Genomic DNA, 15,888 nt, shown 5'->3' with positions numbered 1-15,888 from the left:
ACCGGCCGTAGACTCGCCTGCGCACAACGCCGTGCAATTCGCCCATCCGCGTCCCGCCGAAGGAAATCGCACGTGACCAGACCCGTCGTCCTCATCGCCGAAGAACTCTCGCCCGCCACGATCGACGCCCTCGGGCCGGACTTCGAGGTCCGCACCGTCGACGGCGCCGACCGGTCCCAGCTCCTGCCGGCGCTCGCCGACGTCGACGCGGTGCTCATCCGCTCGGCGACCAAGATGGATGCCGAGGCCATCGCCGCCGCCAAGAACCTCAAGGTCATCGCGCGCGCCGGGGTCGGCCTCGACAACGTCGACGTCCCCGCCGCCACCCAGGCCGGCGTCATGGTCGTCAACGCCCCGACCTCCAACATCACCAGCGCCGCCGAGCTCGCCGTCGGCCTGCTCCTCGCCACCGCCCGCAACATCGCCCCGGCCAACCAGGCCCTCAAGGGTGGCGCGTGGAAGCGCAGCAAGTACGGCGGCGTCGAGCTGCTCGACAAGAAGGTCGGCGTCGTCGGCTTCGGCCGCATCGGCCAGCTCGTCGCCGAGCGGCTCAAGGGCTTCGGCGTCGAGATCCTCGCCTACGACCCGTACGTCTCGGCGCAGCGCGCGGGCCAGCTCGGTGCCCGCCTCGTGAGCCTCGACGAGCTCCTGGCCGAGTCCGACTTCATCACGGTGCACCTGCCGAAGTCACCCGAGACCCTCGGTCTCATCGGGACCGAGGCGCTCTCCAAGGTCAAGCCGACCGTGCGCATCATCAACGCGGCCCGCGGCGGCATCGTCGACGAGGACGCCCTCGCGCAGGCCCTGCGTGACGGCCGGGTCGCCGGCGCAGGCATCGACGTCTTCGCGACCGAGCCGACGACCGAGAGCCCCCTGTTCGAGCACGAGTCGGTCGTCGTCACGCCGCACCTCGGCGCCTCCACGGACGAGGCCCAGGAGAAGGCCGGCGTCGCCGTCGCGAAGTCGGTCCGGCTCGCGCTCAGTGGCGACCTCGTCCCGGACGCCGTCAACGTCTCCGGCGGCGCCGTCGCCGAGGAGGTCCGCCCCGGGATCGACCTCGTCGAGAAGCTCGGTCGCATCTTCACCGGTGTCGCCGGCTCGGTCCCGGTGCAGCTCGACGTCGACGTCCGCGGCGAGATCACCGCGCACGACGTGTCGATCTGGGAGCTCGCCGCCCTCAAGGGCATCTTCACCGACGTCACCTCGGATCCGGTGACCTACGTCAACGCGCCGCTGCTCGCCAAGGAGCGCGGCTGCGAGGTGCGCCTGCTCACCGACGCCGTCTCGGAGGACTTCCGCAACGTCACGACGCTGCGCGGGACGCTCGCCGACGGGACCACCGTGTCCGTCGCCGGAACGCTCACCGGACCTAAGCTGGTCCAGAAGCTCATCGGCGTCAACGGCTTCGACATCGAGGTCCCCCTCAGCGACCACATGGCCTTCTTCTCCTACAAGGACCGCCCGGGTGTCGTCGGCGTCATCGGGCGGCTCCTGGGTGAGGCCGACGTCAACATCGGCGGCATGCAGGTGGCTCGTGACGACGCCGCCGGGCTCGCCCTCGTCGCCCTCACGGTCGACAACGAGATCCCGACCGCCGTCGTGCACGCGATTGCCTCCGAGGTCGAGGCGGACGTCCGCGTGGTCGACCTCGCGCAGTGAGCGGCCCTGTGCCACAGGGTCGCTGACCGCCGGACCGTATGCCGTGTGCCCGCCCACCAGAGCCGGGCCGCGGGGTGCGTGTCGCGCGTCGGTTTCGGGTGGCTCGCCGTCCGTGATACTCGTTGTTCCTCAGACAGACACGTCCCAGGAGGATTTGTGAACCGTACGGATCTCAAGAACAAGGTCGCCGAGAGCGCCGACGTCAGCGCGGCCGAGGCCGACCGCGCCATCGACGCCGTGCTCGGTGCCATCACCGACGCACTCGTTGCCGGCGACAAGGTTTCGCTGCCCGGCTTCGGCATCTTCGAGACGCGCGAGCGCGCTGCTCGCACGGGCCGCAACCCGCAGACGGGTGAGTCGCTCGACATCGCGGCCAGCACCTCGGCGGCGTTCAAGCCGGGCGCGGAGCTCAAGCGCAAGCTCGCCAAGAGCTGACCCAGCAGTCCCGTCACGGATGCCGCGAGACCACCTCGGTGGGAGCGCGGCATCCGTGCGTCCGGGGACGCTCGATGAGACCGCGTCTCACGCTGTGGTCAGTACCTTCCGGATAGTAGGACGTCCTCATAACCTCGACACATGCAGCGGCAGGTACGTCTCATCGCCAGCCGCGGCGAGGTCCGGTAGTCAGCTCCCTCGTCGCGGAGACCCCGTGATGGCCGCTGACCGGTTCGCCCTCACCCCCGGGCTCGAGCCGGCCGACCCACCCCGTACCCACGAGATGTCGAAGGACTGAGTTTCATGAGCGAAGAAGCCAAGCAGGCCCGCCAGGCCCTGCAGGAGTCGATGGACCTGCGCGACCAGGACCACACGGACGCCTGATCAGGAGATGAACTAAGCCTGACCCACGGCTGACCTCGGTCAGCCCGTGAAGAGGCCCCCGGACACTCGGACGGGGGCCTTTCGCATGCCCGCATGGTGAGCACGCGATCCCGCCTGTCGAGATGGCTTCCTAAAGTGGGGCCATGAGCGATCGCAGCGCAGCGGACATCGACCTTGCCGTCATCGCCGGGGACGGCATCGGACCCGAGGTCGTCGCCGAGGGCCTCAAGGTCCTCGAGGCGGTGACCGCCGGGAGCGGCACGAAGGTGAGCTCGACGGCATACGACCTCGGCGCGACTCGCTGGAACGCGACCGGCGAGACGCTGCCGCAGAGCGTCCTCGATGAGCTCCGCGGCCACGACGTCATCCTGCTCGGCGCCATCGGCGACCCCAGCGTCCCGAGCGGTGTCCTCGAGCGCGGCATCCTCCTGCCGCTGCGCTTCGCCCTCGACCACTTCGTCAACCTCCGCCCCGCGAAGCTCTACCCGGGCGTCGAGAGCCCGCTCGCCGTCGAGCGGGTCGCCCCGGACGGCATCGACTTCGTCGTCGTCCGCGAGGGCACCGAGGGCCCCTACGTCGGCAACGGCGGCTCGCTGCGCACCGGCACCCCCCACGAGATCGCCACCGAGGTCAGCGTCAACACCCGCTTCGGCGTCGAGCGCGTCGTGCGTGAGGCCTTCGCCCGCGCCCAGGCGCGCCCCCGCCGCCACCTCACGCTCGTCCACAAGCACAACGTCCTCACCCACGCCGGCCACCTGTGGCGGCGCACGGTCGAGGAGGTCGGGACCGAGTTCCCCGACGTCGAGACGGCCTACCAGCACGTCGACGCGGCGACGATCTTCCTCGCCACCGACCCCGGCCGGTTCGACGTCATCGTCACGGACAACCTCTTCGGCGACATCATCACCGACATCGCGGCGGCCATCGCCGGCGGCATCGGCCTCGCCGCGAGCGGGAACATCAACCCGACGGGGGAGTCGCCGAGCATGTTCGAGCCGGTCCACGGCTCGGCCCCGGACATCGCCGGGCAGGGCGTCGCCGACCCGACGGCGACGATCCTCTCCGTCGCGATGCTCCTCGAGCACCTCGGTCGCACCGACGAGGCGGCCCGGGTCGAGGCGGCGGTCGCGGCCGACCTGGCGCAGCGCGGCAGCGCCTCCCGCACGACGAGCGCCATCGGTGACGCCGTCGCCGCGCGCCTGTCATAGGCTCGGAGCCGGCCGCACCGAAGCCCCCCTTGCGTGGAAGGACCCGCTCATGACCGACCTCTCGTTCACGACCCTGCGCCGGGAGGACCCGGTGAGCGACGAGCGCCGGGCCGAGATCCACGCCAACCCCGGGTTCGGCGTCCACTTCACCGACCACATGGTCACGGCGACGTGGACCAAGGACGGTGGCTGGCAGGACGGGAAGGTCGTGCCCTACGGCCCGATCCAGCTCATGCCGAGCGCGGCCGTCCTGCACTACGCGCAGGAGATCTTCGAGGGCATGAAGGCCTACCGCCACGCGGACGGCTCGGTGTGGACGTTCCGGCCCGAGGCCAACGCGGCGCGCATGGCCCGCAGTGCCCGGCGGCTGGCTCTGCCCGAGCTGTCCGAGGCCGACTTCATCGGCTCGCTCAAGGCCCTGCTCGAGGTTGACGAGGCCTGGGTGCCGCCGGCCGACGGCAGCGAGGCCAGCCTCTACCTCCGCCCGTTCATGTACGCCTCGGAGGCCTTCCTCGGTGTGCGCCCGGCCAACGTCGTCACCTACTCCGTCATCGCGTCGCCCGCCGGCCCCTACTTCCCCGGTGGCCTCAAGCCGGTGACGCTCTGGATCTCGCAGGACTACGCGCGCGCCGGGGCGGGCGGGACCGGGAACGCCAAGTGCGGTGGCAACTACGCGTCGTCGCTCGCCGGGCAGCTCGAGGGCATCGAGCACGGCTGTGACCAGGCGGTCTTCCTCGACTCGGGCACCCACGAGCTCATCGAGGAGCTCGGCGGCATGAACCTCTTCTTTCTCACCAAGGGCGGTGAGCTCGTCACTCCGGAGCTGTCCGGGTCGATCCTCGAGGGCATCACGCGCAGCTCCATCCTCGAGCTCGCCAAGGACCTCGACCTCACGCCGGTCGAGCGCAAGGTGCCGATCCAGGAGTGGAAGGACGGCGTCGCCTCGGGCGACATCGTCGAGATCTTCGCCTGCGGCACGGCTGCGGTCGTCACGCCCGTGGGCGAGCTGCGCTGGGAGGGTGGCACCGCCCCGGCGGTCGGTGGGCCCGAGGGTGGCGAGGTCACCCGGGCGATCCGCTCCAAGCTTCTCGACATCCAGTACGGCCGCGCCGAGGACACGCGCGGCTGGATGACCCGCCTCGTCTGACGCCTGACCACCCCGCAGCAGCCGTCCTGCCGTCGAGACCCGGCCGCGCCGTCGCTCAACGGCCCTGAATGGTGCAGGGCCGAACCATTGACGCCGGGTGGTCCGGGGGTGTTCTCTGTCTCCCAGCGAACTTCCCGAGCCAGAGGGTTCGGGAACAGACCTTTGATGGAGCGTTCGATGGCGACTCAACGGGATCAGAGCAGCGCAGTGACGGAGCACCAGGACGACGAGGCGATGCTCGCCGCGCTTGGCTACAAACAGGAGCTCCATCGCGGGATGAGCGGCTTCAGCAACTTCGCCGTGTCGTTCTCCATCATCTCCGTCCTCGCCGGGTGCATCACGACCTACTACCTCGCGATGGACGCCGGCGGCCCGATCGCCATCTCGATCGGGTGGCCGGTCGTCGGCATCTTCGTCCTCTGCGTCGCGATGGCGATGGGCGAGATCTGCTCGGTGTACCCGACCGCGGGTGGGCTCTACTACTGGGCCGGCAAGCTCGCCCGCCGCAACAAGCGGGTGTGGGCCTGGTACGTCGGGTGGTTCAACTTCCTCGGGGAGGTCGCGGTCACCGCAGCCATCGACTACGGGGCCGCGGTCACGTGGATGGCCCTGCTCAACCTCGTCTTCGGCCTCGAGGTGTCGCTCGCGTCGACGTTCGTCGCGTTCGTCGTCATCATCGTGCTCCACGGTCTCCTCAACACGTTCGGCGTGGACCTCGTCAAGCTGCTCTCGAACGTCAGCGCCTGGTGGCACCTCGGCGGCGTCGCGGTCATCGTCGCCATCCTGTGGCTCGTCCCCGACCAGCACCAGACCCTGTCCTGGACCTTCACCGAGTACCGGAACTCCACCGGCTTCGACGGCCAGATCCTCGGCTTCCTGCCGTACGCCTTCCTCGTCGGGCTGCTCATGGCGCAGTACACCTACACCGGCTACGACGCCTCGGCCCACGTCGCCGAGGAGACGGTGAACGCCTCGGTCGAGGCGCCCAAGGGGATCGTCACCTCCGTCTGGGTCTCGATCCTCGCGGGCTGGGTCCTCCTCGTCTCCGTCACGGCGGCGATCCAGGACTACGACGGGCAGCGGGCGACCGAGACGGGCCTGCCGCCGGCCCAGATCTTCATCGACGCCGCCGGCGCCGGGCTGGGCAAGACGATGCTGTTCATCTGTGCGGTCGCCCAGTTCTTCTGCGGCATGGCGTCGGTGACGGCCAACTCGAGGATGTCCTACGCCTTCTCGCGGGACAACGCCCTGCCCGGCTCGCGGCTGTGGGCCAAGGTCAACCCGCGCTCGGGCACGCCCACGAACTCGATCTGGCTGTGCGTCGTGTGCTCGGTCGTCGTCGCGCTGCCCGCCCTGTGGAGCATCGTGGCCTACGCCGCCGTGACCTCCATCGCGGTCATCGGGCTCTACATCGCCTACGTCGTGCCCGTCTTCCTGCGACGGACCAACCCCGACTTCAAGGTCGGCCGGTGGAACCTCGGACGCTGGAGCGCCGTCATCGGCTGGATCGCCATCGGGTGGGTCGCCATCATCGTCGTCCTCTTCATGCTCCCGGCGTACGCCCCGGGCACGTGGGGCGACAGCACCTTCAACTACGCCCCGATCGCCGTCGGCGCCGTGCTCCTCTTCGCGACGGTCTCGTGGTTCGTCGGCGGTCGCCAGCACTTCATGGTCGACGTGCCCGAGGGTCACGACACGATCCCGCCCGCCGAGATCTTCCGATGAGGTATGCCGGGAGGTCGGCTTCGTGACGGAGTCACCCCTGGGCGCGGGCCGGCTCCCCGAGGCCGTCCTGCGTCCGGCCACGGCGAACGTCTTCGAGACCACCGTCGAACAGCTGGCGACGGCGATCCGGCTCGGCGTCTTCGAGCACGGCGAGCACCTCCCGCCGGAGCGCGAGCTCGCCGAGCGCCTCGGCGTCTCCCGCAACTCCCTGCGCGACGCGATCGCCGCGCTGCGCACGAGCGGGCTCGTCACCACCCGTCGAGGTCGTGGTGGCGGCACGCTCGTGACCTACGTCGCGCCGGTGCCGGGCTCGGCGCGGCCGCCCGTGCGACGGGGAGCGGCCCTCGCGGACGCGCTCGACTTCCGCCGGGTCGTCGAGCCGGGAGCCGCGTGGCTCGCGGCCCGGCAGGACCTCTCCGGCGACCAGAGGTCGTGGCTCGCCGTGTCGTGCGCGGCCGTGCGGGACGCGCCTGACGCCGCGGCGCACCGCATGGCGGACAGCCGCTTCCACCTCGCGGTCGCGACGCTGTCGGGCTCACCGATGCTCATCGAGTCCGTCACGCGGGCGCAGGCGGCGCTCGGCGAGATGCTCGGCGCGATCCCCGTGCTCGAGCGCAACATCAGCCACTCGTGCGACCAGCACGACGCCGTGGTCGATGCGATCCTGCGGGGGCACGCCGAGCGGGCACGGGCCGCCATGGAGGAGCACTGCGACGCCACCTCCGCCCTGCTCAGGGGACTCATCGGATGACGAAGGAGCAACACATGAGCGGATCCATCCACGCCGGTGGGCCGAAGCAGTTCACGCTGGACGACCTCCGGGCGGGCGCGTCCACCGGTGCCATCGACACGGTCGTCGTCGCCTTCACCGACATGCAGGGCCGGCTCACCGGCAAGCGGCTGCACGCGGCCTACTTCCTCGACCACGTCCTCGACGGTGCGGTCGAGGGGTGCAACTACCTGCTCGCCGTGGACGTGGACATGAACACCGTCGACGGCTACGCGATGTCCTCGTGGGAGAAGGGCTACGGCGACTTCGAGTTCGTCCTCGACCTCGACACCCTCCGGCGCACACCCGGCCAGCCCCACTCCGTGACGATCCAGTGCGACCTCGCCTGGCTCGATGGCTCCGGACCGGTCCGCCAGTCACCGCGCGACATCCTCAAGGCCCAGGTCGCGCGCGCCACCGAGCTGGGCTATCAGGCGATCGCCGGCACCGAGCTCGAGTTCATCCTCTTCGACGACAGCTACGCGTCCGCGTGGGACCGGCGCTACGTCGGGCTCACCGGCGCCAACCGCTACAACGTCGACTACTCGATCACCGGCGGCACGGAGGTCGAGCCGGTCCTGCGCGAGATCCGCAACGAGCTGTATGCCGCGGGCGTCACCGTCGAGGGTGCGAAGGGGGAGTGCAACCTCGGGCAGCACGAGATCGGCTTCCTCTACGACGAGGTCGTCCGCACCTGCGACAACCACGTCATCTACAAGACCGCCGCCAAGGAGATCGCCGCGAAGCACGGCAAGTCCCTGACCTTCATGGCCAAGTACGACGAGCGCGAGGGCAACTCGTGCCACATCCACCTGTCGCTGCGGGGGCTCGACGGTGAGGTGGTGTTCGCCGACGACGAGAGGGAGGGCGGGCAGGGCGTGCTGCACGACCAGTTCCTCGCGGGGGTGCTCGCGACGATGCGCGACTTCACCTTCTTCTACGCCCCGAACATCAACTCCTACAAGCGTTTCGCGCCGGGCTCCTTCGCGCCGACGGCGATCGCCTGGGGCAGAGACAACCGCACCTGCGCGTTGCGCGTCGTGGGCCACGGCGCCGGGCTGCGCATGGAGAACCGCGTACCCGGTGGTGACGTCAACCCCTACCTCGCCGTCGCCGCGATGCTGGCCGGCGGTCTTTACGGCATCGAGCACGAGCTCGAGCTCGAGCCGGCGTTCGAGGGCAACGCCTACGTGTCCGACGTCCCCACCGTGCCGAGGACCCTGCGCGAGGCGCGCCACCTGCTGGCCGAGTCGGCGATCGCCCGCGAGGTGTTCGGGGACGACGTCGTCGACCACTACGTCAACGCTGCCGACGTCGAGCTCACCGCCTTCGATTCCGCGGTGACCGACTGGGAACGCGTCCGAGGCTTCGAGAGGCTCTGACATGACAAGCCATGACGTGATCAACCCGGCGACCGAACAGACCGTCCGGACGATCGACCTCGTCGGCGTCGACGAGACCGACGAGGCGGTGGCCCGCGCGGTCGAGGCCGGACCGCGGTGGCGGGGCCTGGCACCGGCCGACCGGGGGCGCCTCCTCCGCCGGTTCAGCGACCTCGTCGACGACCACCTCGAGGAGCTGGCCCTGCTCGAGGTCGAGAACGCCGGCCACACGATCGGCAACGCCCGGTGGGAGGCCGGCAACGTCCGCGACGTCCTGGCGTACTACTCCGCGGCGCCGGAGCGGCTGCTCGGTCAGCAGATCCCGGTCGCGGGTGGCATCAACGTCACCTTCAAGGAACCGCTCGGCGTCGTCTCGGTCATCGTCCCGTGGAACTTCCCGATGCCCATCGCGGGGTGGGGCTTCGCTCCCGCTCTGGCCGCGGGCAACACGGTCGTCCTCAAGCCGGCCGAGCTCACCCCGCTGACCGCGATGCGCCTCGCCGAGCTCGCCCTTGGAGCCGGGATCCCGGAAGGGGTCTTCACCGTCCTGCCCGGGAAGGGCTCGGTCGTGGGGGAGCGGTTCGTCACCCACCCCGACGTGCGCAAGGTCTGCTTCACCGGATCGACGGCCGTCGGCCAGGGGATCATGCGCGGCGCCGCCGACCAGCTCAAGCGGGTCACCCTCGAGCTCGGCGGCAAGTCGGCCAACATCGTCTTCGCCGACGCCGACCTCGAGGCTGCCGCCGCGGCCGCCCCGATGTCGTTCCTCGACAACGCCGGCCAGGACTGCTGCGCGCGGACGCGGATCCTCGTGCAGCGCGAGGTCTTCGACGACTTCATGGGCCGCTTCGAGACCGCGATGCGCGACGTGCGGGTCGGCGACCCGGGGGACGAGGCCACCCAGATGGGCCCGCTCGTCAGCGACCGCCAGCGAGAGGCGGTGCGGGGCTTCGTCGAGGGCAGCGAGGAGCCCGTCGACGTCGCCTTCCGCGGCACGGCGCCGGAGGGGGCCGGCTACTGGTACCCGCCCACGGTCGTCCTCCCGCGCTCGACGAGCGACCGCGTCTGGCAGGAGGAGGTCTTCGGCCCGGTCGTGGGTGTCATGCCCTTCGACGACGAGGCGGACGCGGTCCGGCTCGCCAATGACACGGCATACGGTCTGTCGGGGTCGATCTGGACGCGCGACGTCGGTCGTGCGATCCGCGTCTCTCGCGGGGTCGAGGCGGGGAACCTCTCGGTCAACAGCCACAGCAGCGTCCGCTACTCGACCCCCTTCGGGGGCTTCAAGTCCAGCGGCATCGGACGCGAGCTCGGCCCGGACGCGCTCGACGCGTTCACCGAGGTCAAGAACGTCTTCATCAGCACCGAACAGTGAAGGGTCAGCACATGGGAGATCGACTCGCAGGCCGGGTGGCCGTCGTCACGGGCGGGTGCTCCGGCATCGGACTGGCCACGGTGCGGCGGTTCGCGCAGGAGGGTGCCAGGGTCGTCATCGGCGACCTCGACGACGCGCGGGGGCCGGGCATCGCCGAGGAGGTGGGCGGTGCGTACGTCCGCTGCGACGTCACCGACAAGGAGCAGGTCGACGCCCTCTTCGCCACCGCGAACGAGAGGTTCGGCAGCGTCGACATCGCGTTCAACAACGCCGGCATCAGCCCACCCGAGGACGACTCGATCCTCGACACCGACCTCGACGCCTGGCGCAGGGTCCAGGAGGTCAACCTCACCTCGGTGTACCTGTGCTGCAAGGCGGCCCTGCCCTACATGCTCGAGCAGGGGAGGGGTTCGATCATCAACACGGCGTCGTTCGTCGCGGTGATGGGTGCGGCCACCTCGCAGATCTCCTACAGCGCGTCCAAGGGTGGCGTCCTGTCGATGTCGCGGGAGCTCGGAGTGCAGTTCGCCCGCCGGGGCGTGCGCGTCAACGCCCTCTGCCCCGGGCCGGTCAACACCCCGCTGCTGCAGGAGCTCTTCGCCAAGGACGAGGAGCGGGCCGCGCGGCGGCTCGTCCACGTGCCGATGGGCCGCTTCGCCGAGCCGGAGGAGATCGCGAACGCCGTCCTCTTCCTCGCCTCCGACGAGTCGAGCTTCATCACGGCCAACACCTTCCTGGTGGACGGCGGGATCAGCAGCGCCTACGTCACGCCGCTCTGAGCCATGGCCGACCGACCCGTCATCGGCGTCACCGCCTACGTCGAGCCCGTGTCCCGGGGGGACTGGAGCGGCCAGCACAGTGCGGTGGTGCCGCACGACTACGTCGCCGCGATCGAGCGCGCCGGAGGGATCGCCGTCGTGCTGCCGCCCCGGCCGGACGCCGACGACGCGCTCGTGCGTGGGCTGCTCGCGCGGCTCGACGCCGTCGTCATCGCCGGCGGCGCCGACGTCGAACCCTCCCGGTATGCCGCCCTCCCGCACCCGAGCGTCCAGGACCCCCGCCCCGACCGCGACGAGTTCGAGCTCGCCGTGGCCCGGGTGACCGCGGAGCTGGGGACGCCGGTGCTGGGGATCTGCCGGGGGATGCAGGTGATGGCGGTGGCCGCCGGGGGCAGCCTCGAGCAGCACCTCCCCGACCGGGTCGGCCACACCGCGCACAGCCCGACGCTGGGCGTCTATGCCTCGCACCACGTGACGGTCGTCGAGGGCACGCGCCTCGCGGACGTGCTCGGCGCCGACGAGCTGGACGTGCCGACCTACCACCACCAGGCCGTCGCCGAGCACCCCGGCTACGTCGCGAGTGCCTGGCACGAGGACGGGACGGTGGAGGCCATGGAGGACCCGAGCCATCCGTTCCGGCTCGCCGTCCAGTGGCACCCCGAGGCCGGGACCGACGGGCGACTCTTCGACGCGTTGGTGAGCGCTGCGGGCGCGAGCCGGCGGGGTGGGTGACACTGACGTGATGAGAGTTCCTGGACTGACCATCGCCGCCGGGGGCCTCGGGCTGGCCGCCTGGGTGGTCAAGGCGGGACGACCCGTGCCGGACGCCATCGGCGGCAGGGCCGCGGGCGCGCGCGCGGCGCGCATGCAGGCCTCACCCGAGTGGTCGGAGGGCCGCTTCCACAACCAGCAGCTCCGCTTCGAGCCGTCGTCGCGCACACTGGCCGGCAGCGTCAAGGAGCTCATCGCGGGCCGCCAGGAGCGTCACCCCGTCGGGGACGTCCCCCTCGTGCGCGAGCCGCTGCCCGCGCAGGCCGTCGGCACGCACGTCACGTGGCTCGGTCACTCGACGGTCCTCGTCCAGGTCGACGGGGCCGTGCTGCTGCTCGACCCGGTCTGGAGCGACCGGTGCTCACCCTCGCAGCACGTGGGGCCCCGCCGCCTCCACCCCGTGCCGGTGGCGCTCGGTGACCTCCCGCCGGTCGACGTCGTGGTCATCTCGCACGACCACTACGACCACCTCGACATGGACTCGGTCAAGGAGCTCGCCTCGATCCGGCGAGAGACCCGGTTCGTCGTCCCCCTCGGCGTCGGCGCCCACCTCGAGAAGTGGGGCGTCGCCGCCGACCGGATCGACGAGCTCGACTGGCACGAGGAGACGAGCGTCGCCGGCGTGCGCCTCGTCGCGACCCCGGCGCAGCACTTCTCCGGGCGTGGGCTGTCCCGCGACGGCACCCTGTGGGCCTCGTGGGTCATCGAGGGCCAGTCGGGCAAGGTCTTCTACTCCGGTGACACCGGCTACTTCGTGGGGTTCGCCGAGATCGGCGAGCGCTACGGGCCGTTCGACGTGTCGCTGGTGCAGGTCGGCGCCTACGACGACGGCTGGCCCACCATCCACATGACCCCCGAGCACGGGGTCGAGGCGCACCTGGACGTGCGGGCCGGCGTCATGGTCCCGGTCCACTGGGGCACGTTCAACCTCGCGTTCCACCCGTGGAGCGAGCCCGTCGAGCGGGTCCTCGTCGAGGCCGAGCGCCGGGGTGCCGCGGTCGTCGTGCCGAGGCCCGGCGAGCGTGTCGAGGTCGCCGCACTGCCCGCGGGTCACACCTACTGGTGGCGCTCGGTCACCTGACCGACGGCTTCCGCGGGCGCCACCGGTGCCTCCGCGGGACGGCCGGTGTCGCGCACGAGGTAGACCCACGGGAAGGCGCGGGAGCCGACGACCCACCCGTCCTTCTCGTGGCGCGCGAGGGACCCGCTCCACACGATGCGCTTGTGCTCCCACTGGGTGGGGGTGCGGACCATCCGATGGCGCAACATCCCCACTCCGACCGTGTGCCAGCCCAGTCGGCCGGCCAGCTGCAGCTCCGGCATCTCGTCGAAGGCGGTGACCGGTCCGAGCCACCGCTCCTCGTCGGCGAGGACACCCTCGTCGGCGCGGCCGCCGAACCGCTGCTGCACGGCCTGGCGGCTCATGCCGAGGGCGGCGCCGACGGCGGCCCAGCTGTGCCCGTCCGCACGGGCGGCGCCCACGGCCTGCTGCAGGAGGTCCTTGACCGCGGACTCCGCGGCCGTGGAGTGACGGACGAGCTCCAGCGAGTCCGCCGACGGAGCGGTCGAGAGGATGGCCGCGCCGATGGCGTCGACGACGCGCAGCCGGCTCTCGCGTGCGCCGGGTGCCGAGCCGGCGCCGGGCTCAGCGGCCATCACGGCTCGGCAGCCAGGCGTCGTCGCCGAGCTCGTCCGAGGTCCCCCTGCGGAACGTCGCGGACCCGAGCAGGTAGGCGCCGAGGACCATGAGGGCGACGCAGGCGCCCTGGAAGAGACCCTGGTCGAAGCCGTCCCGCCCCCGGGAGAGAAGGAAGCAGGCGAACCCGAGACCCACGCAGAGCGCTCCGCTCGTCAGCGAGGTGGTCCGGCGGGGGCGGATGGCGGGTCGACGCTCTGGGGTCCGAGGCATGCGTCAACCATAGGTTGACGCATGCCTCGCGTCAACCACCCGTTGACGTGGGGCGCGTGGGGTCACCGACATCGTCCACAGGGCCTCGCGGGAACGAGCTCTGTCCACAGCCTGACGAGCGCCCGTGACGTGTCGGTGCGGTCGCGGTGCATGCTGGGCGCTCGACGGATGACGGACGGAGGACGCGAATGCGAGACGACGGCGGTGCCGCGTGGCACCGGCAGGGACGTGGCACCGGTGAGGCCACCGTCGAGGACCTCATCGGCCGAGGGCTCCTCGCGCTGGGTGGTCGGCGCAGCCACACGTTCGACGACGTCACCGTGGACCTGGCCCAGCGATGTGCCACGTCGGACGGGGCCCGACGCGTCGTCACCGCGCTCGTCGCCGGCCTGCGGGCGGCCACGGACGGCGCGTGGCAGCGGGGCTGGCAGCCGTCAGACGTCCACCGGATGGCGGTGCGTCGGCTCTCGACCGCGGAACAGGCGTTCGTCGTCGACGCGATGACCGACGAGCTGGACCGGCACGCTCGGGCCACGGTCGACCCCAGCTGGTGGGGGCAGCTCCACGCACTCGACGGCACCGTCTGGTGGCCCCGATCCCGGACCTGGCTCGACGCCCACCGCCAGCGCGGGGTCGACTGGCTGACTCTGGTCGCGCAGTCGCTGACGGTGATGCACCTGCTCCAGTCGCTCCCCGGCATCGAGAGGCTCACCTGCCTGCCGGGCGAGTTCCGGCCCACGGCGGCCGACGCGGCCGCGGCCTCGTCGACATCGGGGCGGCCGGCGGACGTGGACTCGAGGATTCTCGAGCGGGTGCGCATGCTCCTCGCCAAGGCCGAGTCGACGACCTTCGCGGCCGAGGCCGAGACCTTCACGGCGGGCGCCCAGGCGCTCATGGCTCGGCACAGCATCGACGCGGCGCTGCTCACCGCCGAACGGGGCGGGGCGTCGCTGGCGGGCGGGCCGCGCGGACGGCGGATCGGCATCGACACTCCGTACGACGGTCCCAAGGCCTCCCTCCTCACCGCAGTGGCCTCGGCCAACTCCTGCCGCATGGTGTGGACCCGCGAGCTCGGCTTCGGCACGGTGGTCGGCTTCGAGGCCGACCTCGAGTCCGTCGAGCTGCTCTTCACCTCACTGCTCGTGCAGGCGAACTCGGCGATGCTGGCCGAGGGCTCGCGGGCGGACCACCGGGGGCGCAGCAGGACCAGGGCCTTCAGGTCGTCCTTCCTCACGGCGTACGCGTACCGGATCGGTGAGAGGCTCCGGCAGGTCACGAGGGAGGCGATGGATGCGGCGGCGCCGGCGGCCAGCTCCCGCGGTCAGGCGCTCGTCCCCCTCATGGCGGCGCGCGCCGAGAGGGTCGAGCAGACGGTGGACGAGTGGTTCCCCTCCCTGACCCGGAGAAGGACTCAGTCGGTGCGGGACGCCGAGGGCTGGCACGTGGGTCGCGCCGCCGCCGACCGCGCGCGGCTCGACGGTACGTCCGACCGGTCGCACGTGGGCAGGGGTCGCGGCTGAGACGTCAGCGGCGCTGCCCTGCGCGCACCATCTCGACGGTCCGGGCGACGCGGTCCGCACGGGTCTCGTCGCGCTTGGCCTCGACGACCCAGCGGACGTACTCCTTCTGGTGCGTGTAGGCCAGGCTCGCGAAGGTGGCATCGGCGACCGGGTCCGCGGCGAGCGCGGCGGCGAGGTCGTCGGGGACCTCGACGGTCCGCGGACCGCTCTCGGTGGCGATGTCGACGGTCAGCTCGTCGCCGATCTCGATCCCCGCCTCGGCCCGCGCCGCCTTGCTGAAGCCGATGAGCGACTCGCCACCCATGCGGGCCAGGCGCAGCGGCAGCGAGCGGCCGCCGACCGTCACGACGACGGGGAACGTCCTGGCGCCGTCTCCCAGGGCGGCCACCTGCTCGTCGGTGAGGACGATCGCGCCGGCCGGCCCGCGCGGCTCGAGGACCGTGGTGAGGTGCAGCGTCTCTCCCATGCAGGCGAGCGTAGGGCGGACGGCGAGCGGACGGCAGGGGTTCGCCCCGCTCGTCCGGACTGCGGACGACCGCGATGTGGACAGTGCTTCCCGTATGCCGGTCACGCGTGCGACGCTCTCCCTCGTGACACTCCTGTCCGTGGCCACCGCCACCGTCATTATCGACTAGCGCGACGAACACACCATTCGTCGCGCAGACCTCCCGCACCCGGGGGGTCTTTTTGTTGGGTCGACGACGGTGAGCCGGAGTCGGCCCGGCAGAGGGCCCGGCCGACCACACCCCCGGTCACCGAGCAGCACGCGCGACGTCGAGAAGGACACGGGAGCAGCACGATCCACCGAACCCGACGCACGAGATC

General features: G+C 71.3%; 15 protein-coding genes. 12 read left to right on the top strand and 3 right to left on the bottom strand.

All coding sequences use genetic code 11. The features are described from left to right. Positions 1–72: 72 nt before the first annotated feature. The 11 genes from serA (at position 73) to AC3EU2_RS01790 (ending at position 12,715) form a co-directional block, all read left to right on the top strand. On the top strand, positions 73–1,659 hold the full coding sequence (gene serA / locus AC3EU2_RS01840) for a phosphoglycerate dehydrogenase (RefSeq protein WP_488178043.1): 1,587 nt from the start codon (positions 73–75) through the stop codon (positions 1,657–1,659). Between the two features lie 45 nt (positions 1,660–1,704). After that, entirely contained in the window at positions 1,705–2,094 is a 390-nt protein-coding gene (locus AC3EU2_RS01835; protein WP_488178042.1) for an HU family DNA-binding protein, read from the top strand. Between the two features lie 527 nt (positions 2,095–2,621). Continuing rightward, complete coding sequence (locus AC3EU2_RS01830) at positions 2,622–3,686, top strand: 3-isopropylmalate dehydrogenase (RefSeq protein WP_488178041.1); 1,065 nt, start codon at positions 2,622–2,624, stop codon at positions 3,684–3,686. Between the two features lie 49 nt (positions 3,687–3,735). Continuing rightward, complete coding sequence (locus tag AC3EU2_RS01825) at positions 3,736–4,833, top strand: branched-chain amino acid aminotransferase (RefSeq protein ID WP_488178040.1); 1,098 nt, start codon at positions 3,736–3,738, stop codon at positions 4,831–4,833. 207 nt (positions 4,834–5,040) lie between these two features. Continuing rightward, complete coding sequence (locus AC3EU2_RS01820; RefSeq protein WP_488178039.1) at positions 5,041–6,558, top strand: amino acid permease; 1,518 nt, start codon at positions 5,041–5,043, stop codon at positions 6,556–6,558. A 22-nt stretch (positions 6,559–6,580) separates the two neighbouring features. Next, positions 6,581–7,309 carry a FadR/GntR family transcriptional regulator gene (locus tag AC3EU2_RS01815; protein ID WP_488178038.1) on the top strand — a complete coding sequence of 243 codons (729 nt, stop codon included), beginning with the start codon at positions 6,581–6,583 and terminating at the stop codon, positions 7,307–7,309. A 14-nt stretch (positions 7,310–7,323) separates the two neighbouring features. Then, positions 7,324–8,709 carry a glutamine synthetase family protein gene (locus tag AC3EU2_RS01810; protein WP_488178037.1) on the top strand — a complete coding sequence of 462 codons (1,386 nt, stop codon included), beginning with the start codon at positions 7,324–7,326 and terminating at the stop codon, positions 8,707–8,709. A 1-nt stretch (position 8,710) separates the two neighbouring features. Further along, positions 8,711–10,084, top strand: a complete 1,374-nt coding sequence (locus AC3EU2_RS01805; protein WP_488178036.1) for an aldehyde dehydrogenase family protein — start codon at positions 8,711–8,713, stop codon at positions 10,082–10,084. 11 nt (positions 10,085–10,095) lie between these two features. After that, a complete protein-coding gene (locus tag AC3EU2_RS01800; protein WP_488178035.1) occupies positions 10,096–10,863 on the top strand; it encodes a 3-oxoacyl-ACP reductase in 768 nt (255 codons plus the stop codon). A 3-nt stretch (positions 10,864–10,866) separates the two neighbouring features. Then, entirely contained in the window at positions 10,867–11,595 is a 729-nt protein-coding gene (locus tag AC3EU2_RS01795) for a gamma-glutamyl-gamma-aminobutyrate hydrolase family protein (protein ID WP_488178034.1), read from the top strand. Positions 11,596–11,605: 10 nt separating this feature from the next. Continuing rightward, the gene (locus tag AC3EU2_RS01790) at positions 11,606–12,715 is read left to right on the top strand and encodes an MBL fold metallo-hydrolase (protein ID WP_488178033.1); all 1,110 of its coding nucleotides are present in this window, start codon (positions 11,606–11,608) and stop codon (positions 12,713–12,715) included. On the opposite strand, the gene AC3EU2_RS01785 is transcribed toward AC3EU2_RS01790, so the two are convergent. Together AC3EU2_RS01785 and AC3EU2_RS01780 are read right to left on the bottom strand one after the other, a co-directional pair. Then, positions 12,691–13,290, bottom strand: coding sequence for a hypothetical protein (locus tag AC3EU2_RS01785; RefSeq protein WP_488178032.1), 600 nt, complete (start codon positions 13,288–13,290; stop codon positions 12,691–12,693). The genes AC3EU2_RS01790 and AC3EU2_RS01785 overlap by 25 nt on opposite strands. Then, positions 13,280–13,543, bottom strand: a complete 264-nt coding sequence (locus AC3EU2_RS01780) for a hypothetical protein (protein ID WP_488178031.1) — start codon at positions 13,541–13,543, stop codon at positions 13,280–13,282. The genes AC3EU2_RS01785 and AC3EU2_RS01780 overlap by 11 nt, the downstream gene beginning before the upstream one ends. 188 nt (positions 13,544–13,731) lie before the next feature. Between AC3EU2_RS01780 and AC3EU2_RS01775 the strand changes: the two genes are divergently transcribed. Continuing rightward, positions 13,732–15,063 carry a DUF2786 domain-containing protein gene (locus tag AC3EU2_RS01775; RefSeq protein ID WP_488178030.1) on the top strand — a complete coding sequence of 444 codons (1,332 nt, stop codon included), beginning with the start codon at positions 13,732–13,734 and terminating at the stop codon, positions 15,061–15,063. A gap of 4 nt (positions 15,064–15,067) precedes the next feature. On the opposite strand, the gene AC3EU2_RS01770 is transcribed toward AC3EU2_RS01775, so the two are convergent. Next, on the bottom strand, positions 15,068–15,529 hold the full coding sequence (locus tag AC3EU2_RS01770; RefSeq protein ID WP_488178029.1) for a DUF1905 domain-containing protein: 462 nt from the start codon (positions 15,527–15,529) through the stop codon (positions 15,068–15,070). Positions 15,530–15,888: the final 359 nt, after the last annotated feature.

It is taken from the genome of Knoellia sp. B-D-2 (assembly GCF_057714695.1).
The sequence above is the reverse complement of the archived record's forward strand: the minus strand, read 5'-3'. Positions and strand labels throughout refer to the sequence as shown.